The organism is Sphingomonas sp. PP-CE-3A-406, from assembly GCF_003688625.1.
Classification (GTDB): domain Bacteria; phylum Pseudomonadota; class Alphaproteobacteria; order Sphingomonadales; family Sphingomonadaceae; genus Sphingomonas.
In genome coordinates this window covers 60,506-87,238 of sequence record NZ_RCWY01000001.1, presented here as the reverse complement: position 1 = coordinate 87,238, position 26,733 = coordinate 60,506, and the positions used below count along the sequence as shown (strand labels likewise).

The window sequence follows — 26,733 nt, the reverse complement described above, 5'->3', positions numbered from 1 at the left end:
CTCATCGCTCGCCGATCGAGGTACGGACCGCGGCGAGCGCCAGCGGACGCATCACCGCATAGCCCGCAGGCGTCGGATGGACGCCGTCGCTCGCGAGCCCCGGCTTCATCGCGCCGTCCTTGGTCGCCAGCGCGGCATAATAGTCGACGAAGACGAAGCCGTTGCGGCGCGCATAGGCGTGCAGCCACGCGTTCAGCGCGCGGACCTGCGGCACCGGACGTTTGTCGGGGCTCCACGGAAACGCCGCCGCGGGGGGCACCGACGCGAGGATCACCTTGATCCCGTGCGCGCGCGCGAGTTCGGCCATGGTTTCGATATTGCCCTGCACGGTCGCCATCGTCGCCGCGCCGGTGTTGCCGGCGATGTCGTTGGTCGCGGCCATGATGTGGACCGCACGCGGCTTGAGCGCGATCACGTCCTGTCGGAAGCGGACCAGCATCTGCGCGGTGGTCTGCCCGCCGATCCCGCGATCGACGAGCCCGTCGGTGAACAGGTCGCAATCCGCGCCGATCCAATTGTCGGTGATCGAGTCCCCCATGAACACCACGCGCACCGGTTTGCCCGACGCCAGGACCTCGCGGTTCTGCGCCTGGTACCGACACAGCTGCCCGAAATCGCGCGTCAGCATGTGGAGCTTCCACGCCTGCCACCCGGCACCATCGCTAGGCTTGGGATGCGACGGACACGGATCGGCGACGATCCCGACCGGGTCGCGGGCGTACGGATCGCCGGGCAGGTCGACCTGCGCGAACGCGGGGCTCGACACCGCCGCAAGCGACAGCGCGAGCGTGCGAAGACCGCGCGCGCCGATCATGGTCGGCCGACGATCTTGACCAGCCCGGCCACAGCCTGCCCGGTCGGCAGCGGACCCGATGGGGTCAGCCGCCCGGCGCGGTCGTCCCAGTGCAGCGCGGATTTCACACCTTTTCCACCCGTCTTGCCGGCGCCCTTGCCGTCCCGATAGGCGTTGGTCACGCCGTCATCGTCGTACAGCGTAAAATTGCCGTCCGCGCCCGGATACACGCGGATCTCGGACAGCTTCTGCGCGGTGGCGGTGCTCGGCACCTGGACGCCCATCGGGATGATCGAGCCCGCCCGCACGAACAGCGGAACCCGCGAGATCGGCGCGGCGACGTCGATCGTCTGCCCGCCACTGTGCCGCGCGTTGGTCCAGTAATCATACCAGTCCGCGCCCGCGGGCAGATAGACCGAGCGGTGCGTCACGCCCTGATCGGTGACCGGCGCCACCAGGAAGGCCGACCCGAACATGTATTCGTCGCCCATATTCGCGACCTTGGGATCGTTCGGGAAATCCATGAACAGCGCACGCATCATCGGCGCGTTGCTCTCGTAGGTCTTGCGGCCGAGCGCATAGATATACGGCATCAGCGTATAGCGAAGCCGCAGAAAATCGGCGAGCAGCGGTTCGGCCGCGGTGCCGTATTCCCACAGCGCGGTGCCGGGACGCTGGCCGTGGATGCGCAGCGTCGGGGTGAACACGCTGTACCCGAACCAGCGCACGAACAGCTCGGGATAGTCGGTATAGCCCGGCGCCATCGCGGTCGCGCCGGCCGGATCGACCAGCACGGGGCGTTCGGCCTTGGGCCCGTTCGGCCATTGCCAACCGCCGATATCGCTGCCCCAATAGGGGATGCCGGTCGCGGTGAAATCGAGGCCGGTCGGCACCTGCCGCTTGAGCGCCTCCCAGGTCGCCTGGATATCCGACGACCAGAACAACGCGCCGTTGCGCTGCGCGCCCAGATAGGCGGCGCGCGCGAGGATCAGGTTGCGCATCGTCGGGCGATCGCGCGCCGATCCTTCCGCGACGCTGGTGGTGTGCAGCAGCGGGAAGACGTTGTGATAGCGATCGCCCGACCCGATCGAGAAATAATGGCCGTCGGGGACGAGGTCGGGCTCGGTCTCGTCGAGCCAGATCCAGTCGAACCCCTGCGAGATGATGTTGTCGCGGATCCGGTCCCAATACCAGGCACGCGCGTCGGGGTTGGTCGTGTCGATCAGCCCGCCGGTCCGGTCCGAGCGGATCGGCAGGCCGTTGACGACGCTGCCGTCCTTCTCGTGGAGCAGCCAGCCCTTGTTCGACAGCATGTCGAAATAGCGCGATTCGGGCTCGTAGCGCGGCCACACGCTGATGATCGAGTGCATCCCCATCGCCTTCAGCTTGGCGTTCATGCCCTTGGGGTCGGGGAAATAGGTGTGATCGATGTCCATCTGGCCCATCCGGGTCCAGTGGAACCAGTCGAGCACCATCGCGTCGAGCGGCAGGCCACGGCGGCGATAGCCCTCGGCGACCCCCAACAGCTCGGCCTGCGTTTCGTAGCGCGCCTTGCTCTGCAACAGCCCGAATGCCGCCTTGGGCGGCAGCGGCGTGGCGCCGGTGAGCCGCGCATAGCCGGCGTAGAGCTCGTCGGTGGTCTTGCCCGAGATCACGAAGAACGACACGCGCTCGCCGACGTTCGACTGCCAGTGCGTCGAGCCGTGGAGGCCGGGCGACACGGTGGTCTGCGACGGATTGTCCCAGACGATACCGTAGCCCTTGTTGGTCACCATGAACGGCACGCAGACCGTCTCGCCCGCGGGCGCATCGTAATTGTGCCGGCAATCGATCGTCCGGCCGCGCAGGTCGAGCACGCCCTCCTGGTTCTGGCCGAGCCCGTAATAATGCTCGTCGGTGGGCGCCGCGAACTGCGCACCGACGCGGAACGTCTTCTCGTCGTTGACCGTGTGCGGCGCCATCTCCCAGCCCGTCATGCGGGTCAGCAATGTGCCATCGGCGCCCCGGACGGTTACCGCGACAGGCGGCAGCGACGGCGCGAAATAGCGTTCCATCTGGCTCGGCGCCTTGGGCCAGGGCTGCGCCTCGACGGTCAGCGCCAGCGCGGACGAGGTGAAGACATCGGCGCCGGCGTCGCTACGCCGTGCCCAGCCTGCCGCGTCGGGCTTGGCGTTCGGTCCCGGCCCCGGTGCTGCGGTGGCCTCACCGCGATCGGTCGAGATCGTCACGCGGACGATGTTCGGCGCATACGCCTCGACCGCGACGAAACTGCCGTTGCGCTCGACCGTCGCGATCGGATCGGCCCAGGCCGCGGTCGAGACCAGCAGCGCCCCCAACGAGAGCAGGCCGCCGACGCGGCGTGAACGAAACGTACTCGTTGGCACGGAAGATATCGGTCGCATATGCTCGTCCTCTCCTTCGGCGGTAGACCCGCCGACTGGTATCGCTACCCTAAATGAAATTCTCGTCATGCAAAGGCCGCTTGCCGGCGGTTGTGTGCGGTCGCTCAGCGGTAATGGCCCATCGTCACCTTGAGCACTTGCGGCCTGTCGAGCAGATTGAGACCATAGTCGGTCTGGTCGCCGTTCCACACCCGCGCCATCACCCAGCGCCCGTTCTCGAAGCCGCCTTCCTCGACGCGCACCACCATGCCGCCGGGCTTGCCGTCGGCACCGTCGATGTTCACGCGGACATGATCGCCGACCAGCAGGAACTCGTCGGCGGAGAGTTGCGCGACCGCGACGCCGCCGATCGGTTCGTTCGCCCAGGGCGCGGGGTCGGACTTGAGCCAGGTCCAGTCCTTCATCCCGAACTGCCACTCGCCCCAGCTCGCGCTGACCTTCCAGCCGCCCATCCGGGTCGAGACCATCGTGCCGTCATCGGGCTTGGCAGCGCCCCAGGTCGGCCGTTCGAACGCGATCCGCGCCCAGTCGCGCATGATCGACCCGAACATCCGATAGGCGAGCGCGAGCGGTTCGAGCGTCTTCTCGTCAAGATCGCGCGCGCCGAGCGGGTAGTTGAAATAGCCGGTGTCATCGAGGCCGAACGGCGAGTAGCCGATCGCGCCGCGCCCCAGCGCCGGATAGATGAAGCGGTGGAATTCGCGTGCGTTGCCGATCTCCGGCACCATCAGCGCATTGTCGGCGCGCGCGTATTTGTCGAGATACTGGACGACGTTGCCCGCATCGCGATCGTAGATGTCGGGCGCTTGGAAATCGATATGCGGGGACGCCGCCTTCCAGATGTCGAGCACGTCCTGCTGCGGCCCCCCGCTCGCGACGCCGTCGGGATCGGGCACGTTCGAGGGTCCCGACAGGCTGGCGTTGACGTACATCGGCAGCGGCTTGACCGCCTTGCCCGCCGCCGCGATCGCGTCGACATAGGCGGCGACGTACCAGCTGTTGAACGCGCGATCGGCTTGCGCGCCGAACGCCTGCGCCCAGGTACCGCGCTTGCCGGTCGCGCGGGCGAGCGCGGCGGGAATGGTCTGCGCGAACAACGCGTTGCCGGTCGCCGAATAGTCGCGCGGATTGCGATAGCTGCCCGTTTCGTTTTCGGGCTGGACCAGGATCACGGTGTTCTGGCGATCATGGTCGCGCAGATATTCCATCACCTTGACGAACGCGCGCCGGTCCGCGTCGAGCGTCGCCTTGCCGTGCGCGCTGAGCACGCCGTGATCGCTGCCGTCGCGCGTCTTCATCCGCGGGAAGCGCCGGTTGTCGAGCTTCACCCAGTCGGGCGTGTACGCGAGACCGGTATTCTTCCACGTCCCGAACCACAGCAGCACCACCCGCATGTCATGCCCCCGCGCCTGATCGAGCAGCGCCTGGAGGAACGACAGGTCGAACTGTCCCTCGCGCGGCTCGACCTGCTGCCACGCGATCGGTACCTCGACGGTGTTCGCGCCGATCCGGTCGAGCACCGGCCACGCGGTCTTGAGCGCGTCGGGATAGTTGCTCGAATTGTTGACCTGCCCGCCCAGCATCGTGAACGGCGCACCATCGACGATCAGCGCATGTCGGCCGTTGCGCGTCTCGATATGTGGGACCGTCGTGGCCCGCCCGGGTGCGACTTGCGCGAGGACGGGATGCGCGGCGCCGAGCGCCGCGATAACTAGAAGTCGCCGGATCATTGAACCTCCTTGGGGTCGCCGTAGAACAGGCCGCGCCCGTCCGTGCCGAGATAGACGCGGCCCTCGCGCCGCGGATCGCCGGAGACGACGCGGTAACGGCCACCCCAGCGATGATCGTCATCGTCGATCCGCGACCAGCTCTGGCCGTCATCGACCGAGCGCCAGACCCCACGCACGCCGTCATGCGTACCGACCGCGAAGACCGCGTCCTTGCCAAGGCCGTAGAGTTCAACGCTAAGCGTCTCGCTGACAGGGGCAAAATTACTGCCATAGTCGATGCTGCGGAACAGGCGGTCGCCCGCCTGCAGCCACAGCGCTCCAGCGTGCCCCGGCACCGCAAGCAGCGCGCTCTGTGCTTCGCGGCCCTGCCGGCCAATCGCCCGAAGCTGCGCGGGCAGACCGTGGCCCGCGACGGGCGCGAAACTCGCGGCGGCATCGCGCGACAGCAGCACCCGGCCCCGCTCGACATCGACCGCGTAGAAAATCCGTGGATCGCGCTTGTCGGCGACCGCCCGCGTCTTGCCCGGCAGTCCGCGCACCGGTATCCAACTGCGGCCGCGATCGCGCGTCACCTGCGGGATCGGCGTCGCGACCACCATCGTCGCACCATCCGCCGACACCGTGATCGGCCAATCGCCGTTCAGGTCCTCGCGTCGGGCGGGCGTGCCCATCGGCGGCACGGTCACCATCGCCCAGCTCCGGCCGCCATCCTCCGAACGCCCCAGCGAGCCATCGCGCGGTCGGTCGAGATACAGGCTGCCGCTGCGCGCGATCACGTTCGGCGCCATCCCGGCATAGTCGAGCGCGTTCGTGTTCGACATGTACGGGTTCACGAAGGTCGGCTGCGGCGATCGGTCGAGATCGTCGTGGACGAAGCCCGCCAGATCGCCGAAGCCCGAGATCAGCGGTGCGCCACCGGTCGGCGACACGAGCGTGATGATCGCGGTCTGCTCAATGCCGCGAACCCAGGGCGCCCAGTTGATCCTGCCTGGATTGGTCGCATTCCGCGCCGCATAGACGGTCGCCCCGGTCGTATAGACCATCCGCGCGGGATCGAACGGATCGATCGCCAGCCCCGAGATCCAGTGCCCGAAATCCGCGCCCTTGCCCTCGTGCAGCAGGAACGGCGTCGCCGAGACGTCGCGCCGGCTGCGCGGACCGAGATCGTCCCAGCTGCGGCCGTCGTCGTGGCTGATCCACACCGAGTCACCGTGGCGATAGCGATCGACCGAGCTGACCGCGACGGTCCCGGTCTGGCGTCTCGATACCGCGACGCCGAGAAACGCGCCTTCCGCACCGGTCGCGCGCCAGGCGGGGGGGGTGACGTCGCGCCCGCTCCCGTCGGGGCTGTAGCGCCATACCGCCCCCGTCGCGATGCCGCTCGGTCCCAGACCACTCGCATAGCCCACCCACAGCACGCCGCGGCGATCGATCACGCCCTTGCCGGCGAACAGCCGCGGCCCCTCTACCGCATGCCACGTCAGTCCGGCGTCGTCGGAGCGGTAGAGATTGGCCGCGCCGGAATCCGCTACACCTGCCCAGAGCCTGCGCGAACCCCCGCCCGGACGCTCGCCCGGACGCCCGCTCGTCGGGTCGATCGCCACGAACGAGACGCCGCCATGCGTTGTCCGCGAAGCCGGTTTGCCAAGCCCCGCGACCGGGAAACCCGCCACCTTCGCCCAGGTCGCGCCCGCGTCACTGCTGCGCCACAGGCCGTCATGGCGCGATCCGAAGAACAGCGTCTGCGTCTGGTTGGGATCGACCGCGAGCCGTTCGCCCATGCCCCGGCCGTCCTCGTTGCCCCCCATCGCGAACGGCACGGGGGTAGTCCGCCACGAACGCCCGCGATCGGTCGACCGCAGGATCGCCGCGGGCTGGCGCGCGCCCACGCCAGCCGCCATGTAGACGATGTCGGCATTATGGGGATCGGGCGCGATGCTCTCGATCCCCATATAGCTCGACGTCGCGGTGCCGTCCTGCAACGCCGACCAGCGCTGCGTCGCGTCGTCCCACCGGTACGCACCGCCCATATCCGTCCGCAGATAGGCAAGCCCGCGCTCGACCTCGCTGAACACGATATTCGGCGCATAGCCGCCCGCCCCGACCGTGACGTTGGTCCAGCGATACGGAACGGCATCCGGCGACCGGCTCCAGCCCGGCGCGGACACTGTGATCAGTAGCGCCGCCGAGAGGCATTGAAGGCCGCGACGTCGGGCGGCGATGCGGATCATGGCGCGATCGTCGCCGCGCAATGCTGCGCGATGAACTGCTCGTGCGTCGGCATCGCGTCGGCGGTCTTGCCGATCATGTCGCGAACATGGTCCATGAACCGCGTGGATTCTTCGGGTGGCAGCGCGGCAACCAGCGGATCGGTCGACACCGGGCGCACCCCCTGCCCGAGCAGCACCGCGATCCAGCCATCGGGCGTGAACAGTTCGCCCTGTTCGCGGAACGTCCGTGCCTTGCCCGACCAGAGATCGAGCTTGGCTTGCAGCGTATCCGGGATCGTCATCGTCCGGCAGTGGTTCCAGAACGTCGAATCCGACCGCTCGGTCGCATGATAATGGAGGATGATGAAATCGCGGATCTGTGCATATTCGCGCAGCATCACGCGGTTATATTCGGCGATCTCGATACCGCCGAACCCCCGGTCCGGAAACAGCGCCATCAGCCGCGTGATACCCGACTGGATCAAATGGATGCTGGTCGATTCGAGCGGTTCCAGGAACCCGCCGGACAGCCCGATCGCAACGCAGTTCTTTTCCCACAACCGCTCGCGGCGACCAGCGACGAACCGCAACTGGCGCGGCTCCGCCAATGGCTTGCCGTCCAGCCCGGCGAGCAGCGCGTGCATCGCAGCGTCGTCGTCGACATGGTCGCTGGCATAGACATGGCCGTTGCCGACGCGGTGCTGGAGCGGGATCCGCCACCGCCAACCGGCCGTCTCGGCGGTCGCGCGCGTATACGGCGTCAGCGTTCCCTGCCGTTCGCTCGCCACCGCCCAGGCGCGATCGCACGGCAACCAATGCTGCCAGCTCGTGAACGGCACCCCCAACGCATCGCCGAGCAGCAACGACCGGAACCCGCTGCAGTCGATGAACAGTTCGCCGTCGATGCGGCGATCGCCGTCGAGCCGCAAACCGGTGATGAAGCCCGTCTCGGCATCGCGGTCGACCGCCGCTACGCGTCCCTCGACGCTCACGACGCCCGCTTCTTCGGCCATCGCGCGCAGAAACTTCGCGTACAGCGCGGCGTCGAAATGAAACGCATAGGACAGCGTCGACAGCACCGATTGCGGATTGCTCGCCGGGCGCGTGAACCGCCCTTTCCGCGCGGCGACCGCGGACAGGCAATAATCGCCGATCGGGCCCGGATCGCCGCCAAGGTTCGCCTGCCGCAACCACAGCTGATGGAACGAGACGCCCTCGATATCGCGGCCATGCGTACCGAACGGATGCAGATAGGAGTCGCCCAGCCGCCGCCAGTCGCGAAATTCGATCCCCAGCTTGAACGTCGCGCCGGTCGCGCGGACGAGCGCGTCCTCGTCGATCCCGAGCATCCGGTTGTAATCGCGTAGCGACGGGATCGTCGCCTCGCCGACCCCGACCGTGCCGATGTCCTCGGATTCGACCAGCGTCACCGCGACACCGGTCGCGACGAGACGCGACAATGCCGCGGCGGTCATCCACCCGGCGGTCCCGCCACCGACGATCACGACCTTGGTGATGCGCGCCGCCGGCGTACCGGTCATGCGGGTGCCCGCGCGCCGAAACGATGCGTCTGCGCATAATCGACCAGCGCACGGTTCGACGGCAGGTTGGCGATCGCATACTGCGCCTGCCGCTGCACCTCGGCGAACGCGCGCCGCGCATCGTTGTGATAGCGCAACGCCCCAGCCTTCGCGCTCAGGTCGGTCTTCCAGCCCATCCCGTACAGGACATATTGCCAGCTCGCGTCGGTGAAGATGTCGACCTGCCCGTCGATATCGAGTTCGTTGGGCGGCCGGAACCGCCAGCGGTCGAGCAGTTCGAGCAGGCTGTCCGGGACTGACGAATCCGCCACGTTGTCGCGCCAGAACGCCGTGTCGCGACGTTCCGAGATGCAGTAATGCAGCTTGATGAAATCGAGCGCGCGTTCGTAGCGGCGCAGCATATTCGCGTTGAACTGCCGCGCGGACGTCTCGAAATCGCCGCCCCAGGGGAACAGGTTGGCGATCATCCCCGCCGACACCTCGGCAAACGCGATCCCGGTTGCTTCCAACGGCTCGAAGAACCCGCTCGACAGCCCCACTGCGACGCAGTTCTTGTACCAGTTGACCTCGCGGTAGCCCGCATCGAACTTGAAATGGCGCACGTCGGCCTCGTCGCCGCCGGCCCCCAGATAGCCGCGCAACACCCGCTCGGCGGTCTCGTCGTCGCTGTGATCCGACGAATAGACGTGACCGATACCGCGCCGGCGATCGAGCCCGATATCCCAGATCCAGCCCGATTCCTGCGCGGTCGAGATGGTGTACGAGGCGATCGGCTCATCCCGCCGCGCATAGGGCAACTGCGCAGTGATCGCGCGGTTGCAGAACAGCACATCGCGACACGATCGGTACGGTATCTTCATCGCCTTGCCGATCAGCTCGGCGCGAAATCCCGTGCAATCGATGTAGAGATCGGCGTCGAGCAGACCGTTCTGCTCAGTCCGCACCCCGCCGATCGCACCATCCCCATCGAGCAGCACTTCGGTGACGGTATCGGTCAGGTGCCGCACGCCGTTCTTCACGCCCTGCTCGCGCAACAGCCCGGCGAGCGCCACCGCATCGAAATGGAACGCGTAGTTGAGCGGCCCGACATAATCCGGGTTGGTTGCCAGTTTCGGCGCCCGCATCTGGTCCGCGGCTTTCTTCTGCGGGTTGGAAACCTCGTCCCAATTGTCCGGACCGCCATAGCCGAGCAACCAGTAGGGCAGCAGATCCAGCCCGTCGCTCGCATCCGCGATCTGGAAGGGATGCAGGTAATGATCGGTACGACCTTGGCCGGGCTCATGGCGCCAATGGACGAATTTCGCCCCCTGCTTGAACGTCGCACCGCAGCGGCGGACCAATTCGGCCTCGTCGATACCGATCGTCGCCAAGGTCCGCCGGATGGTCGGGAACGTCCCCTCGCCCACCCCGAGAATGCCGATATCGCGCGACTCCACGAGCGTGATCGAGACCCCGCCCGCAAGGTCGGCACCGAGACGCTTGGCCAGATAGCCAGCGGTCAGCCACCCGGCGGTACCGCCGCCGACGATCAGGATTCGCTTGCGCATCGCGCCCTCCGCTCGATCGCCGGCCGACCGCGTGTCGACCGGCGATGCATCATCGTCAGAAGGCGAGGTTGATACCAGTGCTGATCCGGCGATCGGCCTGGAACCAGCTCCGGCCAACCAGTTCACCACCGGGATAGCCGCCCATCAGCGTGCGCTGGGTGGACGCGGTCAGGTTGGTGCCCTGCACGCCGAACGAGAACTGGTCGTTCACCTTGAAGCGAATACCGGCATCGACCGACCCGTAGTTGCCACCATAGATCGGCAGCGCGATCTGCGTTGTGGCATCGTTGCCGCCATCCTGATTGCTGACGACACCCGGCGCACTGTAGTAGGTGTACGTGCCGTTCGTCCCGTTGCTGTTCGTCGACAGCAGGTACCGCGAGCGCCACGAATAGGCGATGCGCAGCGAGATCGGGTTGCGCTCGTAGAGCAACGTCGCGTTCAGATTGTGCTTCGACAGGCCGACCAGCGGCGCATCGTTCCTGACGGTACCGGTTATATCGCGATAGGCGTCGCCCGGATTGCTGCTCTTGATGAACGTGTAGTTGCCCTCGAAGCCGATCCCGGCAAGCGCACCCGGCAGCATGTCGAAGAAGAAACGACCGCCGACCTCGACGCCCTTGACGGTCGCCGCCTTGGTCGAGTTGCTGTAGTCGGTGGCCGACGCCGAGACGTTCTCCGTCGTGCCGTCGGTGAACTGAACCGTCACCTGCCGAGTGGTCAGCGCGTAGATCGGCAGGTTGGTCAGCCGCTTGAAGAACGGTGCGACGTGGAACGACGTCCCCGCACGACCGTAATATTCAAGCGAAACGTCGAAATTGTCAGACAGCGTCGGCTTGAGCAACGGATTGCCGGTGTCTGCGGTGAAGTTGTTGAACGTCCCGAACCCGCCCGGAGTCTGGCTGGCGGTCGTCGCTACGCCGACCGAACCGGAGGCCCGCAACGCGTTGAAGGTGGGTAGATCCATCGTGATATTGTACCCGCCGCGGAGCTTGATCTTGTCCGTCGGCGAAAATTCGAGATTGATCGACGGCAGGACGCGCGTGAAGTCGGCTTTGCCGCCGCGCGCGAGGAAGGTGTTCGCCAGCGTCTGCTGAACGCCGTTGCGGATGAAGACCGTTCCGCCGTTCTGCTGGATGAAACCGCTGCCTTCGTTCTCGATGTGAACGACCCGCACGCCGACGTTGCCCGAGATGCCGCGCGCGCCCTCCTCTGGGCCGAAGCGCACCAGTGCGTAGCCCGCGGTATTCTTGGTGCGGTTCTCGACCTGATCGCCCGGCAGGACGAAACCGACCGGCCTGATCGCCAAGGTGCCATCAGGATTGAACTGGCCACCATAGCCGGTGACCGGCAGAGGTCCCGAAGCCGAACAGTCGAACTCGCGGCCGGTACAGAAGCCAGCGGGGGGCGCCGTCACCAGTCCGGTGCGGTTGACGTTGAACCGCGACGCCAAATCCTCCGACGCAAACATCAAATTGCCCGGCAACGTCGTTTCGCCGCGGAAGAAGTCCTTGAACGCGTGGCTGGCGACGTCGCCCGGTGCCGCGTTGGCGTACGTCAGCTGCGGATCGCCATTCCAGCCGCGGCCAAGCGCGGTCCAGTTATAGCCGTTTGCCAGATCGCGCTCGGTACGCTTGGCGTAACGGCCGCCGACCTTGACCGACCGGAAGAAGCTGTTGTCGAACTTGTATTCGGCATCGAGCTGCCCTGCGTCGAGACGCCCCTTGTTCCGTTCGTTGTGTGGCATCGACGCCGTCCAGAGATAATTCGCCGGATCGGCGAACGATGCCTGCGTCGCCGGATTGACGCTGATCTGTGGCAGATCGCCGGTCAGGTCCATGCCGAAGCTCTGGCCGAAGCCGATGTCGCGGAAGATGTCGATGCGATCATAGATCTGGCGTGAATCGACGCGCTGCAGCGAGCCCTTCAATGACAAATGGCTGTCGACCGGCGCCCAGGCGAACGACAGCGAGTAATCGCGCGTCCGCGTGTTGCTCTGGACGAAGCCCTTGTTGCCGCTGCTGTTGACCGCACCGCCGGTCGGCGCGAACGTCCCTGTATCGCGGTTGAACAGCGCGTTCGTCTTCGTCAGCAGGCCGTTGCTGTCGAAACTGCTGCTCGACGGATCGACCGCCAGTGTCTGCGAATCGAGCTGCGTGCCGTAGTCGCTCGACTGGCTCTTGTAGCGCGACTGGAAGAAGCTGCCGGTGAAGGTCAGCGACTCCGCCGGCTGCCACTGCGCTGCACCGTAGATGCCGTAGCGCTTGTACTGGAACGCCTCGTCGCCATACGCGAAGCCGCTCGGGACGTACTTGCTGCTGCCGTCGCTGAGCGCGGTCTTGAAATACGGGCTGACGCGGAGGAACTGCGACAGCGAACTGAACTGGCTGAACGCGACGTCGCCGAGTAGGCCGATCCGGCCGATCGGCGTCTCGAACGAATCGGTGACCAGCACCGACCCCGACGGATCGGCCTTGTTCGCCATGTCGCCGAGCGCGAGCTCGCCGGTTCCCGAGACGTGAAACTTGCCGTTGAAGTCGAACGGGAGCTTGGTGCGCAGATCGATCTGGCCGCCGGTGCCGCCTTCAATTAGATCCGCCGTCGATGCCTTGTAGACATCGACCGCCGACATGAGCTCGGGGGTGACGTCGCTCCACAGGATCGCGCGGCCATTGTTCGCGCTGAAGATCTCGCGGCCGTTCAGGCGCGATGCGACGCCGGTCAGGCCGCGCACTTGCACGCCGGAACCCTGAACCGAATAGTGATCGGGATCGCCGAGCGCCGCGAAACGCACGATCGACACGCCCGAAACGCGCTGCAAGACTTCGGTAATCGAATTGTCAGGCAACTTCCCCGCATCGTCGGCGACGACCGAATCGACGATCGTCTCGCTGCGACGTTTGCGTTCGTCGGCAGCTTCGAGCGCGGCGCGGCGACCGGTAACGACAATATCACCACCCGTTTGATCAGCCGCCGGATCGCTAGGAGCGTGCTCGGGTGCCGCCGCTTGGGTTGTGTCAGGCGACATGGCCTGCGTCTCAGCCTGGGCCCAGGCATTTCCGCTGAAGCCCGCAGCGATCAGTGCCGCTGCGGATACGCTAGCACGCATCGCAACCATGGCGCTCCCGCGGCAATGAGAACCGATAACAAACATGTTCATAGAACCCTCCCCTATGCACGACGCGTTTCTACGCATCGCCCCCAGCAAGCCGCACCTTATTGTCGTGCTGCCTCCTCGGCGTGGTAGCCTTACCATGATTGTACGACAATTGAAAAATTCGTTATTTTTTTGAGGGTTGCCTTATAACGAGACGGGATAACCAGACGGGTCTCTCGTGCGCCGGGAGACTGTGAAGAATGGGCGCAAAAGCGCTACCAGTGCGTGCCGCCTCTGACTGGTATGAAGTGCGGGGACTGCTCCAGTATGATGGCGACCGACCAAGTACCGACGCCCCGACGGTCAGGTCTTCTGCCCGCCATTTCGTCACGCGCTCGCTCGCCGGCGCAAGGCTGCGCAAGTCCAACGCCTTCAGACGGATTTAGGGTCGATAGTTCACCAGATCGATTCTCGATTAAGGACTATCACAAATTAACGATTGCCGTTTCAACAAGCGGAGAGCCGATTAGGTGGTAGCTCTGGGATAGTCAGGTTTTTAGGTATCGGCAAAAGCGAACGGTAAAACGGTTCGCTAATGTTCCGTGCGGCCAAGAACGAGCCGACGACAGTGTGAGCCGACAGCGGACGGACCACAGTGCACCATAGTCTTGGACGATATTTGATCGCGGAGATCACCATCACTAGTCAACAGCTTTATAAATTAGCTATCTACACGACAGCGCATGGTCCAGCTAGATAATGGTATTTCAATAGATTACCTATTAATTAAATTTTGGATTGTTGATGAACGATTAATTCATAAATTTCATCTAGTTCTAACAACTACATTGGACGTTGCGATCATAGGCTATTGACTTAAGATGATATGTAGCTTTGCTTATACCTTGAGCTGACCGGTGAACTATTTATGAATAGAATTAGGCGTAGATCTTGCATTACATTATTTGGGGCAACAACATGGCTGGCGGAAAAAAGCAGCGTTCCATGTCGTTCGCAATCAACACGCCATTCCCAACCATCCTTCCAGCTTCGAAGAAAAGGCTGAGCGTCAAACTTACTTGCTGGGATCAGGGCCAATGAGGTCAATAAACTTGCCGTCTGAGTCGAGCATGATCCCGACGAGAAGTGTGCGATCGGGATAGACGAGCGTAAACTCGTCAAACCCGAACCCATCGGGCCGTCGAAAGCGGATGGCCTGCGGAATCCCGAGTGGTTGCAGGCGGCGGTGCGTGGCCGCCAGCGCCGCGCGGCCTGCCTCTGAGGCGTCCGGTTTCATCAACGTGTAATCAGCCTCAGGCGCGGTACGGCCGGCAAAGAGGCGGTGCAGCATCGCCTCCCCGCCCTTGAGCGCCACCGTCCGCGGCGCGAAGACTGAGACGGGAGACGCCGCTTCGATCGTAGCGCCGGCGGGCACTTGACCGAGGCGCCGCAGCGTCGTGGCGAGCGCATCCGCGGCGGGGACCTTGAGATCGGGCTGCACGCCACGCCCTTCCCAGTTCGATCCGGTAACGGGGCTCTCCGCGCGACCGGTCGGGATAAACGCCATGACACCGTGTCCAATGGAAATACGCTCCCCGGGGTTCGCGCCGCCCCCGGTCACCTCGCCGACAACGGTGCCGAGCTTCAGCGTCTGCATGTCGTAGGCGAGCTCCTCGCCGCCCGAAAAGGTATCGCTGCTCGTAAGGACATAGGCAGACACACCCGCGAAGCTGACCGAGGTCGGCTCGCTGAAGAAGTAATCGCGCCTGAGCTCAGTGGTCCCTGCCTTGCGCTCAACCATGCTGTTGATCTTGGTCCGCTTGTCCGCAGAAAGAAGATAGCTGACCAAGTAGCTTACCGATGCCGGATCTCCGCCACCGTTGCCGCGCATGTCGAGGATCAAGGCGCGACTGCCCTTCAACCCCGCCATCGCGCGATCGAGCGCTGGTTTGAACGCCCGAGGGTTGGCGAACCCGTCGATTTGGAGATAGCCAATCCCGCCGGGCAGCCGATCAGCGCGGACGATCCCGGCCTCGCCGGCTGGCATCGACGCAACGCTCGACGCTGGCCGGTTCGTTGTGTTGAACACCATCAGATGTTTGTCGGTCATGACGCCGCGGAGGTCCTCGGTCAGGCGCGTGGCGAACGCGGGCAGATCCACAATCCGATCGTAGGCACCCGAGGCTGCGGCGGCGGTAATCGCGGCGGCCCCCTTCTCGCCGACCACCGGATATATGTATCTGCTGCGCAACTCGGTCGACAAGCGCGCCACGATCGCTGTGCGAGCGGCCGCCTCGAGATTCGAAGTCCGTGCAGGCGTGGCCGAAGCCGTGGCGGTTTGAGCGCCGGCAGACGGTGGCTTGGATAAGGCTAAAAAAGGGAGGAGCAGCATCAGGGCATGGCGACGACAGGGCATCGATTACTCCTTGGTCGATTTGAGAGCGGCGAGGCGCATTGGGATCGATGACGCATCAAGCTGGGCGTCGAAGCGATCGAGGACTGAGATCAGAGAAGCGTCGATGTCCGCAAACAAGCCCTCAAACAAGGCGTTTAGGTCCGCGTTGAAAGCCTTGAGTGCGGCAGCCTCGTGACGCGCCTTGTCCGTCGGGCTTAAGACGCGTCGCCGGCCATCGGTCGGATCAGCGTTGACCTCGACCAAGCCACGCTCTTGAAATTCCCTCGCCATGCGTACGATGAGCGGGTGCGACAATCGCAGGCGTCGCGCGATTTCTACCACCCCGATCTGTTGGTGCTCAACGATCAGTAACAGCATCGAAGCGCCACGCGGTGGAACGTCGAGGCCTAGCTGGAGAAGAACGCCGCTTATCTGATCGACAATACGGTCCGACGAGCGGCGCAGTCGATGCGTTAGGAATGCGCTCCCGTGTAACTCGATGAAGTCGGCCATAACGGAAGAGTGTTCGGTAACAAGTTACGTGTCACGTTACGTATGTGGCATCGTGAAGGCCTTCCGCCACTGCCTCCGTTCTTTATCAAGTTCCAATATCGAACGGTACTTCACGTGCCGAAGCTTTTTTGAAAAGAAACCTGTTGCGGAACAGTTGCTTGGGCGAGCGTGCGGAATGCCGGTCAGGGCACCTGCTTCCCCAACTCCGTTCCCAACTGCTCTTTCCCGAAATGGCCTGTCCGATCCGGAGAAACGACAAAGATCGCGCCTAAGGAATGGCCGTTATTTAGGAATTCGGATGGTCAGCTTGGACGTCCACGTGTGGACAGCGTCCCTGCCCTACGACTTCTGGCCCGTCGAACCACAGCCGAGCGTTCAAGGGCCATGTCGCCTGTCCAACACCTGTTAATGTGAAGTCAATACGTTGCGTCGAGCATTGAGTACTATCACAGAGTCAATTAGAATGAGACTCAGGTAACCGTTGCCGATCAATTTAGCCGGTTGCTGGCAGCACCCCCGATTTCGTGGACACTGAATGACGTACAGCTTGTTCGACGATTTTCGTCATAACCTGTAGGGGTACGATCGCGGCGGGTAGCCTGCATTAAACGGTGGAGACTGCCAAAAGACGGCAGGTGCAGACGGTACGCAGATATAAGATCAGGTCGAGCGCGAAGATATACCGACCTCCGAGCCACCGCCATAAAGTTCTTTTTTATCCGCTATTTTCCGAAGTTGGCGATTTCTTGCGCTCTGGTAAGCAGCATTGCTGGAATGATATAATTTCACGGTCTTGTGGATTCCAAGGCCGCGCTCGGGCGTTTGCTTGACGCTTCCGTTATGACCGGGCGCCCTCGCATTCTGACGCTAGTCACATGGTCTCGGCAAAGATAGGCCCACAATCCGCTTCAAAGATCTCGGATCAATCCGGACATCTGGATGTCAGGATTGATCCGGTTCATCTGGTATAGATTTTAAACGGCATCGAAGAATCGTTCCGTCGTCAGTCGTTCTGCTCGTCGATCGATTTGAACCAGACCATGTCGGCCTGCCAACCGCGTTCGGCGGCGAGCGATACGAGGCGGTCGCGCCAGTCTGCGCCGCGCGCGCCGAGCGGCGGCGCGACGACTGCCGGGTCGAACGGCGCGCGGCCGGTGATCAGCAGCAAGCCCGACCAGCCCTGGTGGTCGAGATCGATCTGGAGCCGATACGTGTCACCGCCGAGATCGGTGATCGGCACGCCGTTGCGCGAACTCGCGAGTTGCGCGCGGAACGCGGCGCGATCGGGGATCAGCAGATCGATCTTGCCCGAGGGTTCGAGCCCGACGAGCGTGAAATCGGTTTTCGGATCGCGTACCGCGACCTTGACGATCGCACTGGCGGCGCTCGTGCCGGCATAGGCGGAGTCGCCCGTCTGGCGGCGCATCTCGAACTTGCGCTGCGCGACCGACAGGCGGGTGTCGTCGGGCGCGCCGATCTGGCGATAGGCGTCGAGCGCGGCGCACCCCGCGGGCGTGATCGGCGCGACCTCCGAGAAATCGAGCACCGCCCCCTTGCCGCCCTGCGATGCCAGCGCGTGGCTGATCTCGGCCTGCGCGGCGGACGGGTTGCCGGCGACCCCGGTCAGCGCGATCTGCGGCTGGTCGCGACCTTGCGTCACGCTGACGATCCGCAGCCACGTACAACTGACCGACGGCAGCGCCGAGGCGACCGCGCTGCGGACGTCGTCGATGCCGTCCATCGCGGGCTTGGCGGTTGCCACCGGCGCGGTCGCCGGCGTCGCGCGATGGCGGGTGGCATAGACGACCAGCGATGCGAGCAGGATGACGGCGACGATCCCCAGGGCGATCCAGCGCACGGGGAAGGTCGCCGGCTTTTCGACCGGTACCGGCACTGCCTCGATCTTCGCGATCTCCGCCAGCACCTCGACCATCGAGCCGATCCGTGCGGTCGGATCGGCCTTCGTCATGCGCGCGAGCAGCGGCCGCAGAACCTCCGGCGCAGGCGACAGGTCCGGTCCCGCCCGCCGCTTGTCGACCGCATCGACCAGCGACCCGCCGAGCCCGACGTCGCGCCCCGCCGCCACCGCCAAAATCACCAGCGCCAGGCTGTAGACATCGGTCCAAGGCCCCAGCCGGCGATCGAAGTCGCCAAGCTGTTCGGGCGCGACATAGCCGAGCTTGCCCGCGAACCCGTCGCCGACGATCGTCGCGGTGCCGGGATCAAGGTCCTTCGCGATCCCGAAATCGATGATCTTCGCGCGCGCCAGATCGCCGCCGCCGAGCAGGATGTTGTCGGGCGAGATATCCCGGTGGATCGCGCCGAGCGCATGCGCCGCCTGAAGCCCCGATGCGAGCCGCCGCAGCAACGCCACCAGCGCTTCGGGCGAGGCGTCGACGATCTTCAGCACATCCGACAAATTGGTGCCGTCGATATATTCGGTGACGATGTAGAGTACGCCGAGCTGCGGCTCCTGCGCCAGCACGCGGTATTGCACGACCGCCTCGTGATGGAGATGCGTCAGCGTCCGGGCCTCGCGGCGGAACAGCGTGATGACGTTCTCGTCGGCGGCGAGCGCGGGCAGCATCACCTTGATCGCGACGCGCTCGTCGGTGATGACGTTGGCGCCCTCGAACACCTCGCCCATGCCGCCGCGTGCGATGAAGCGCTTGACCTCGAAGATGTGGTTGAGGACATCGCCGACCTCGATGCCTCGTGCCGCCACGCGCGGCGCGATCGGGGGGAGCGGCGGTGTCGCCGATCCGGCTTCGAAGACGGTGGCCTGGTCGGGCTGCTGCGGCACGAAGACGGTGCGGCCGTCGTCGACAGGGCTGCCATCGACCGGGCCATGATCGATCGGGCCATCATCGATCGGGCCATCATCGATCGGGCCATCATCGATCGGCGGGTCGTTCTCGTCGATCACGCGAAGCCCCCCGGCATCGGTGACAGCGACAACAAGGTCGGCTCGCCCGTCGTCACGACGATCACCGTGACGTTGTCGGGGGCACCGCGCTCCAGTGTCAGCGCGATCAACCGGTCGCGGATCGCCGCCTTCCCATCGGCCGCGGCGAGCATCGCGGTCAGCTCGGGATCGCTCACCTGCCCGGTCAGCCCGTCGCTGCACAGCAGGAACACGTCGCCCGCCTCCGCCGTGTCGACCACGACATCGACCTCGAGCGTCGCGGTGACGCCGACCGCGCGTGCCAGCACGTGCGAGCGCGGATGCGCGGCGGCCTCGTGCGGTTCGAGCAGGCCGCGGTCGACCATCTCCTGCACCTGCGTGTGATCACGCGTGAGTTGATAGAGCACGCCGCTGCGCAACAGATAGGCGCGGCTATCGCCGACCCAGACCACGCCGAACCGACCGTCGCGCACCAGCAAGGCGGCGACCGTGGTGCCCATCTGCTGCCCGCGCGCCTGCGCCTCCGTCCAGATCCGCGCATTGCCCGCGTGGATCGCCGCCGCGATCTCCCGACAGGCGTCGTCGAAATCCTCGGGGAGCGCAGCGTCCGCCAGCGCCGTGGTCAGGACCTGAGACGCCCAGTCGCCGTGCGCATGCCCCCCCATCCCGTCGGCGACCGCCCACACGCCGTCCGCGCCACGATCGCAAAAGCTGTCCTCGTTGGCGCGGCGGACCATGCCGACGTGCGACGCGGCGACGCCTTCGGTGCGCAACGTGCGGCCGTTCACGACGCAACCGTCGACATTTCGGGGGGCGATATGGCGGGGGTCAGCATGGCCGGGATCAGGTCGGCCGGGTATGCAAGCGACCGCTCACCGGGCGCGAACGCCTCGCCGCCCAACGTCCACCACCGGCAGGATCGTTCCGCCGGCTCCCGAGCGACCATGAGCATGTCCGCCTGCTCGACCAGTGCGTCGGCGGTCCAGCCCCCGGCGATCGCGTCGTACAGCAAGCCCTCGCACGCTTCCGCTACCGCCGCGTCCGCCGCTCCCGTCACCCCGACGAATACCGGAAAACGCCGCCCGACAGCATCCTGCGACGCCGCGAGCGCACCCGACAGGCCACCTTCGACGACGTCGAGGACACAGCGCCACGGCGGCGCGCTGTCGAACCGCTCTTCGAACGCCGCACCGTGCACCGTCCGCGCGTCGGCCAGCGACGTCGACAGCCAGGCATCGAGCGCCTCACGCTCGTCCGCACGCCAGCCACGCGACACGAAGTCGCCATGCGCGGGCAGCTTGCCAAACAGTCGCGCGGGCCCCGTCACAGCGCACCAGGGCAGCGGAACGACCACAGGCCGCCGCGGCTGAACGGGTTGCGGTCGCTCGGCAGCCCGACCAGCAACGTCGCCGCACCGCCGCCGTCGCCGAACCGCGCCTTGATCGCCCGCTGCCCGGCATTCTGCTTGTCGGCCTTGTCCATAACTCGGAACAGCGCCCAGGGGCCCTCGGCGTTCCAATGCGCGATCTCGGCGCCTGGCTTCGGCTCGCTGGTCGGATCGGTCTGCGCCGGACCGGGGCGATAGAGGACGACTGACGCTTCGGGCAGGCCACCGCTGGCGGACCACAGCAACGGCTTGGCGCCGTTGATCGACGGCGTGAAGCGATAGCGCGTGCCGCCGCTCGCCACTTCGACCATGCCGACGTCGCTGCCGAAGCTCGCGACGGAGATCTTGATCGGCAATCCGCCGACGAGCAGGTCGCGCAGCTGGCCCGCCTTGGCGAACGCCTCCGGGCTCGACGGGTTGAGCGACGCGGTGATCGGGTCCTCGCTGCGCCAGCGCCAGACCGGGCCATCGGTCTGCATCAGCGCCTTCAGCCGCGTCTGGACGAAGCCGTCGATGACGCCGCCCATCCCGAACACGCGCAGCGCATCAACCATCGACGCATCCTGCGCTGACGCCGCGAAGAAAGGGTAGTGCTCCTGGGCAACCTCCTTGCAGGCCGGCAGGACGGTCTGCGCATAGGCATCCGCGATCGCGCCCTTCGCCGCGCCGATCTGCGCCGACGCGCCGCCACCGGTCGCGCTCGAGACGAACCCCTGCAACTGCGGTGGCGCGCCGGCTGCGGCGGCCTTCACCGACGCCATCGCCGTCGCCATGCCCGCCTGTGTGGCATCCGCACCGCCGCCGCCGCCAACCGACTGCGCGGCCATCACCGCCTGCCCCGCCTCTTTCAGCGCCGCGACGAACTCGTCGACCGGCGCCGATCCGCGTCCGTCGCCGGCATAATCCTGCAACGGCTGGAAATACGCGGCGATCTCCTCGCCCGCATCGATCCCGGAGGCCCGGTCGCGGTTCGCTTCCTGCGCGAAGCGCCCCAGTCGCGATCGGTTCAGGCCATAGCGGGTCGCCCGCGCCAGCCCCGCCTTGGCACCGCCCTCGAAGATGGTGTTCTTGCGCAGTTCGAGCAGCACGCGCTTCAGCGGCGACGGACTCTTGGTGAACGCCCCGAACGCGACCGGATCGCGGAAATACGGGCCGGGTTGCAACGTCTTCAGCACGCCTTCCCACGCGGCGATATAGTCCTTGGCATAGAGACCCGCGACCCCCGGCCGGACGTTACTCATCTCGTCGCGGACGCCGCCGTTGCCGGCATCGCCACCCAGCACCCACAGGTCGCGCTTCAAGTCCTGCTGCACCGTCGCCAGCCCGACCATGTACGCGCGCTCATAACCCGCACGCGTGAAGAAATACGGGATGCGCGCGGTCAGCACCTGCTTGGGATTGGCAAAGGCGAGCGCGTCGCCCTGCGACAGGATGTTCGCCATTTCCCACGGCGCGCCGGCGCTCGCCGCCTTCTGCCGCAGCACCGCATAGGCGCGATCGGCAAGCGACAGCGTCTGAACCGCCGCACGTGCCTGCGCGACGAGCGCACCGTCGAGTGGCGGCTTCCGGTTCGGCCAGACGCTCGCCATGTCAGTATCGCCCAGCAGCGCATCGAGATGCTGCGCCAGTTGGTCGCGCTCGCCCTGGCTGTCCGCCCCCGGATAGACCTGAGTTGCCCAGTCGTTCGTCACCCAGGCGCGCACCGTCTTGGCATCCATCGGACCCTGCTGGCCGAGCATCAGGTACACTTTGAGCGGTTCGTACAGCCGCATCGGATCGGCGCCGTCGGTGCGCATCGCCGTCTCCAGCCGCAGCAGCAGGCGTGGCAGCATCACGCGGCGAAGAGCCTCGCGGTACGTCTCCTCCGCCTCGCGGCTGAGGCTCGACTGATACAGGCCGAAGGTCATCGCGAGCGGCGGCCCGCCGGCGACGCGCGCAGCGTAGCCACGGGGCAGCGCGCGCAACGCGTTCAGCCCCGGCAGCGCCGCGCGCAGGTCGGCATCGCCGTCGCGGACCTGGCGCAGATCGACTCCGGCGTCGCGGAGTTGTGCTTCGGCTGCCCCCGCCTTGGTCGCGAGATCGGCCTGGAAACTGCGATTGCGCGCATAGCTCACGCCCCATGCGACGAGCACCAGCGCGACCGCGATCCCCAGCCCGGCGATCGTACCGATCAGGCGGCTGCGCATCCGCGCCTTTGCCCGCGGATCGGTGCTGACCAGCCCCGCCTCGGGGAACATCACCTCGCCGAGCAACCGGTTGAGGAAATACGCGCGCCCGCTCGATTCCGATGCGGCGGCGGGCTGGTCATAGACCTCGGCCATGCTCGCCATGATCCGGTCGAGCGGCGCGCCCTCCTGCAATCCGCTCGTCAGATAAAAGCCGCGCAGGACGCCGCCGGGCTCGTCGCCCGACACGAACGCCCCGTCGAGGAACCGCATCAGTCGTGCCCGCAGCGAGCGCATCTGCGCGGGAAGCCCGAGCATCAGTGCACGGCGCCGCGGGTCGCTCTCGTCGAACAGCCGCTTGGCCTGGCGGTCGGCGATCGCCTGCGCGATTTCGTCGAACGCCTTTGCCAGCGTCTCGGCATTCGCGCGGCCGTCGCCGAAAGTCAGCGTGCTGCCGAGCACCGCCCGCCGGCCCTCGACATCGAGGTCGTCGAAGAATTCGGTGAAGCCTGCCAGCAGATCGGCCTTGGTCAGCACCACATAGACCGGCGCCGCGACCTCCAGCGTCCGTCGCAGCTCGACCAGCCGACGGCGGACGGCGCGCGCGTGCGCATCGATCTTCGCGCAATCGCTGCGGACCAGTTCGTCGATGCCGATCGCGACCATGACGCCGTTGATCGGCTGGAGCGGGCGATGTTTCCGCAACAGCGACAGGAACGCGTTCCACCCCGCGGAGTCGACCGCATGGTCCGAATCCTGCGTCGTGTAGCGCCCCGCGGTGTCGACCAGCACAGCCTCGTCGGCGAACCAGAAATCGAGATTGCGCGTACCGCCGACGCCGCGCACCGCCTGTTCGACGAACGGAAAGCGTAAGCCCGAATTGAGCAATGCGGTGGTCTTGCCCGATCCCGGCGGGCCGATGATCACGTACCAGGGCTGCTTGTAGAGATAGTCGCGGCGCTTGCCGGCCGCGCCTTTCAGCCGTGACAGCGCCTCGGTCATCCGCTGGCCGAGCGCCTTGCCTTCCTCGTCGACCGCGTTGGGACCGGCGAGTTCGGCGGCGATCGCATCCGCCGCGCGCTGAGTCCGACGCCGCCGCAGGAACGCCGCGAGGCCCCAGATCAGCGCGACCCCGACGAAGCACGCTATGCGCACCCAAAGCGGCCGCATCGCGCTCACGAACAGCGGCAAGCCGAACGCGAGCAACGCCGCGAGCAGCACCGCACAGGTGATCGTCACCGCCCACCAATTGCCAAAAAAGCGCCGCATCACTGGATATCCTGTCAGTAGCGCCGCGGCACGACGATCTCGACGCGCCGGTTCTGCGACTTGCCTGCCGCATCGTCGTTGCTCGCGATCGGCACGGTGTCGCCGAGCCCCTTGGTTGTGACGCGCCCGGTCTCGCTCAATTCGGTGCGGACGATGTCGCCGACCGTCTCCGCACGCGCCTGCGACAAGGCCATGTTGTCGGGGAAGGCGAGCGAGGCGACCCGGTCGCTGTCGGCATGGCCTTCGACCAGCACATCGCCCTTCTCGTCCTCGATCGCGCGGCCGATGCGGTGGAACAGCGGCTCACGCCCCGGCTCCAGCACGTCGGAGCCCGACCGGAACAACTGGCCCACCGTGGTGCGGACGCGCACCGTCTGCGCGTCCTCCTCGACGACCACCAGGCCTTCGCGGATCTCGGGCTCCAGGAACCGCTTGAGCTTGCTCGCCTGCGCGCTGTCCGCGGTGGCGATCGCCCCGCCCGGCCGCGACAGAGTCAGCCGCGCTTCGGGCCGGAGCGCACCGAGCCGCTGGCCGGGGGCGTCGCCGCTCGACATCAGCATCAGGCGCAGCACGATGAACACCAGCAGCAACAGCCCCGCCGCGATCGCCGACGCCAACGCGATCAGGCTCCAGAAGCCGAGCTTGCCGACCGGCGCGGTCTCGCCCCGCCAGCGCGGCGACAGCTCGGTTGCGGACTGCGACCGGACATGCGGCAACGCACCCTGCAGCCGCGCCATGATCTCGTGCAGCCGGCGGCGGCCGTCGGGCATAACCCGGAACCGGCCTTCGAACCCGGCGGCGAGGCAGGCATGGTACAGCTCGATCAGCGCGTAATTGTCGTTCGGGACGCGCAGCATGTCGTCGACCAGCTGCCAGAACCGGTCGCCGCCGATATTCTCCTGGAAGAACTGCACGACCATCGATCGCCGCGCCCATTCGGCGCCGTCGGTGCCGATCGCCGGCAGGTTCTGCGCGACGTCGTCGGTGGTGGCGCAGACCGCGTATTTGGCACGCTGGCGCATTTCCTCCGAATAATGCGGCGCGATCGCCTGGTCGAACCGTGCAATCGCCTGGCTCGCCTGCCGGTGGAACTCGGGCATCGCCAACCGCACCCGCCCGCTGCGCACGCTGGCGACCAATGCGAGCACCGGCTCGGCCTCCGCCAACATGATGTTGCGCACGACCCGCGGTGTCGCCGGCAACGGCACGTCGTCTTCGGCCAGCCGCGACGGCGCTAGGCCCCCGCCAGCAGACGGCATACCGGTCCGGGACAATGGCGGCGGCGTGCCGTAGCCGGGATCGGCAGGCGGAAACCCCGATGCCCCCGCACCCCCCGCTGGCGCGAAGGGCGGCGGGGGGAATGACGGCGGCGGTGGTGGCGGCGGGGACGCGCCCTGCTTCAGGCCCTGAAGCGGCGAAGGGCGAAAGACGGTCTTGCCGCCATTTCCGTCCTCGACGCTCACCGTGCGGCTCGCTTCACGCACCACAGCTCCATCCGGAGCTGCGGCCAGTCACCCGCGACGTGCAGGCCGAGCGCGGGCGCGGTGGCGAAATCGCGCCAGTCGGGGACGCCGCGATCCAGCTCGAAATAGACATGCCCCGGCAGGACGCGGATCTGCGGCGGCGGTGTCGGGGTATGCCGCAACGGCACGCCCGGCAGCGCCGAATCGACGATCTGCCGCATCTTTTGGACGGTGCCGATCTTGGCGATCGACGGGAAGATGCTGCGGATTTCCTCGACCGGCGACGCGGCCGACACCGCGAGATAGAAATAGCCCGTCTGGAACAGATTGTGGTCGGTGATCTTCGAGACGTACGCCCCCGGCCCCGCTTGCTCCAGCGGCAGCTGCACCGCGGACCGGTCGAACATCGCCGACAGCATCGACTGGAGCAGGTCGATCACCGGCTCGAAACAGGTCTGCGGATTCTCATGGTCGTACCGCGGCAGCGGCGGTGGCCGGCGCTCTGGGCGAATCAGCGTCGCGAGTTCGCCCGCCATCGCGATGAAGGACTCGTACAGCCGCTCGGGATGCACCGTCGGCAGATGCTGGAGATGCGCCAGCACCGGGATCCAGCGGTTGAGCGCCTGCAACAGCAGGAAGCTCACGAACGTGTCCGAGCCGCCATCGGTCGCCTCGACCGCGCGCAACGCAAGTTCCTCGGCGCGCTGGTCGGCACGGCCACCGATATCCGCGAGCGCGCCGCGCAACCGCAGCGAGGCGGCGATGTCGAGCGTCGGCGGAATGAAGCGGTCGTCGAACATCAGCCGCCGGTTCTGCACCTCGCGGACGCGGGCGAGACCGAGCGTGACCCGACCGTAGAGCTGGTCACGGGTCACGCCGAAGCGGAGATTGGGGCTGCCGAACTCGATCGGCTCCGACGTGCGATCGTCCGAATAGGTGTCCGACACCTCCGCCTCCGACACGAGGAAGCGCGCTTCGAGCGCCCCCCCCTCGGCATCGCGGAACTGGACCGCACCCGATTGCTGTGCCGGCAAGGTGAGCGCGATCATCGCGTCGCGCGCATCCGCGGGCACGTCGAGCGGCGGCGGCGGCGGCAGGTCGTCGGGGATCGAAAACGGCGTCCCGTCCGGCATCACGCCGGATGCACGGACGACCCCGAACTTGCCGAGCGTCGCCAGATCCTCATCGAGCACCAGTTCGGTCAGGCCCCAAGGCCATGGTCGAACCGAATCGACCCGAGCCCGAATCAAGCCATCGATAAACCGATCCTGCGCCTGAAAATGCTGCGGCCGCAGGAACATACCTTCGTGCCAAGC

15 protein-coding genes are annotated in these 26,733 nt (G+C 66.1%); all 15 read right to left on the bottom strand.

The window, feature by feature from the left end:
• Window position 1: 1 nt before the first annotated feature.
• The 15 genes from C8J44_RS00330 to tssK all read right to left on the bottom strand — a co-directional run bounded on the left by C8J44_RS00330 (window position 2) and on the right by tssK (window position 26,718).
• On the bottom strand, window positions 2–814 hold the full coding sequence (locus C8J44_RS00330) for an SGNH/GDSL hydrolase family protein (RefSeq protein WP_121902916.1): 813 nt from the start codon (window positions 812–814) through the stop codon (window positions 2–4).
• Entirely contained in the window at window positions 811–3,138 is a 2,328-nt protein-coding gene (locus tag C8J44_RS00325) for a TIM-barrel domain-containing protein (protein ID WP_404969181.1), read from the bottom strand. Before C8J44_RS00325 ends, C8J44_RS00330 begins: the two co-directional genes overlap by 4 nt.
• A 161-nt stretch (window positions 3,139–3,299) precedes the next feature.
• On the bottom strand, window positions 3,300–4,925 hold the full coding sequence (locus C8J44_RS00320; protein ID WP_121902914.1) for a DUF5597 domain-containing protein: 1,626 nt from the start codon (window positions 4,923–4,925) through the stop codon (window positions 3,300–3,302).
• Window positions 4,922–7,156, bottom strand: a complete 2,235-nt coding sequence (locus C8J44_RS00315; protein ID WP_121903730.1) for a hypothetical protein — start codon at window positions 7,154–7,156, stop codon at window positions 4,922–4,924. Before C8J44_RS00315 ends, C8J44_RS00320 begins: the two co-directional genes overlap by 4 nt.
• Window positions 7,153–8,676, bottom strand: coding sequence for a tryptophan halogenase family protein (locus C8J44_RS00310; RefSeq protein WP_121902913.1), 1,524 nt, complete (start codon window positions 8,674–8,676; stop codon window positions 7,153–7,155). The genes C8J44_RS00315 and C8J44_RS00310 overlap by 4 nt, the downstream gene beginning before the upstream one ends.
• A complete protein-coding gene (locus C8J44_RS00305) occupies window positions 8,673–10,223 on the bottom strand; it encodes a tryptophan halogenase family protein (RefSeq protein WP_121902912.1) in 1,551 nt (516 codons plus the stop codon). The genes C8J44_RS00310 and C8J44_RS00305 overlap by 4 nt, the downstream gene beginning before the upstream one ends.
• 55 nt (window positions 10,224–10,278) lie before the next feature.
• Window positions 10,279–13,251, bottom strand: a complete 2,973-nt coding sequence (locus C8J44_RS00300; protein ID WP_183128655.1) for a TonB-dependent receptor — start codon at window positions 13,249–13,251, stop codon at window positions 10,279–10,281.
• Window positions 13,252–14,395: 1,144 nt separating this feature from the next.
• Entirely contained in the window at window positions 14,396–15,736 is a 1,341-nt protein-coding gene (locus tag C8J44_RS00295) for a S41 family peptidase (RefSeq protein ID WP_121902910.1), read from the bottom strand.
• A 3-nt stretch (window positions 15,737–15,739) separates the two neighbouring features.
• On the bottom strand, window positions 15,740–16,228 hold the full coding sequence (locus tag C8J44_RS00290) for a MarR family winged helix-turn-helix transcriptional regulator (protein WP_121902909.1): 489 nt from the start codon (window positions 16,226–16,228) through the stop codon (window positions 15,740–15,742).
• A gap of 1,003 nt (window positions 16,229–17,231) precedes the next feature.
• Entirely contained in the window at window positions 17,232–19,154 is a 1,923-nt protein-coding gene (locus C8J44_RS00285) for a serine/threonine-protein kinase (protein WP_121902908.1), read from the bottom strand.
• Window positions 19,151–19,921: a PP2C family serine/threonine-protein phosphatase gene (locus tag C8J44_RS00280; RefSeq protein ID WP_259466621.1), complete on the bottom strand. Its 771-nt coding sequence runs from the start codon at window positions 19,919–19,921 to the stop codon at window positions 19,151–19,153. The genes C8J44_RS00285 and C8J44_RS00280 overlap by 4 nt, the downstream gene beginning before the upstream one ends.
• Window positions 19,918–20,460 (bottom strand): type VI secretion system-associated protein TagF, encoded by a 543-nt coding sequence (gene tagF / locus C8J44_RS00275; protein WP_183128654.1) that lies wholly within the window; start codon window positions 20,458–20,460, stop codon window positions 19,918–19,920. Before tagF ends, C8J44_RS00280 begins: the two co-directional genes overlap by 4 nt.
• On the bottom strand, window positions 20,457–23,954 hold the full coding sequence (gene tssM / locus C8J44_RS00270; protein ID WP_121902906.1) for a type VI secretion system membrane subunit TssM: 3,498 nt from the start codon (window positions 23,952–23,954) through the stop codon (window positions 20,457–20,459). Before tssM ends, tagF begins: the two co-directional genes overlap by 4 nt.
• Window positions 23,955–23,968: 14 nt before the next feature.
• A complete protein-coding gene (gene icmH / locus C8J44_RS00265; RefSeq protein ID WP_121903728.1) occupies window positions 23,969–25,438 on the bottom strand; it encodes a type IVB secretion system protein IcmH/DotU in 1,470 nt (489 codons plus the stop codon).
• Window positions 25,414–26,718 carry a type VI secretion system baseplate subunit TssK gene (gene tssK / locus C8J44_RS00260; protein ID WP_060525745.1) on the bottom strand — a complete coding sequence of 435 codons (1,305 nt, stop codon included), beginning with the start codon at window positions 26,716–26,718 and terminating at the stop codon, window positions 25,414–25,416. The genes icmH and tssK overlap by 25 nt, the downstream gene beginning before the upstream one ends.
• Window positions 26,719–26,733 lie beyond the last annotated feature (15 nt).

Excerpts from the sequence above, each read along its gene's own strand:
- C8J44_RS00305 (WP_121902912.1), bottom strand. The coding sequence starts at position 10,223 with ATGCGCAAGCGAATCCTGATCGTCGGCGGCGGTACCGCCGGGTGGCTG.
- C8J44_RS00330 (WP_121902916.1), bottom strand. The coding sequence starts at position 814 with ATGATCGGCGCGCGCGGTCTTCGCACGCTCGCGCTGTCGCTTGCGGCG.
- tssM (WP_121902906.1), bottom strand. The coding sequence starts at position 23,954 with ATGCGGCGCTTTTTTGGCAATTGGTGGGCGGTGACGATCACCTGTGCG.
- C8J44_RS00310 (WP_121902913.1), bottom strand. The coding sequence starts at position 8,676 with ATGACCGGTACGCCGGCGGCGCGCATCACCAAGGTCGTGATCGTCGGT.
- C8J44_RS00300 (WP_183128655.1), bottom strand. The coding sequence starts at position 13,251 with ATGTCGCCTGACACAACCCAAGCGGCGGCACCCGAGCACGCTCCTAGC.
- tssK (WP_060525745.1), bottom strand. The coding sequence starts at position 26,718 with ATGTTCCTGCGGCCGCAGCATTTTCAGGCGCAGGATCGGTTTATCGAT.
- C8J44_RS00315 (WP_121903730.1), bottom strand. The coding sequence starts at position 7,156 with ATGATCCGCATCGCCGCCCGACGTCGCGGCCTTCAATGCCTCTCGGCG.
- C8J44_RS00290 (WP_121902909.1), bottom strand. The coding sequence starts at position 16,228 with ATGGCCGACTTCATCGAGTTACACGGGAGCGCATTCCTAACGCATCGA.
- C8J44_RS00295 (WP_121902910.1), bottom strand. The coding sequence starts at position 15,736 with ATGCCCTGTCGTCGCCATGCCCTGATGCTGCTCCTCCCTTTTTTAGCC.
- C8J44_RS00320 (WP_121902914.1), bottom strand. The coding sequence starts at position 4,925 with ATGATCCGGCGACTTCTAGTTATCGCGGCGCTCGGCGCCGCGCATCCC.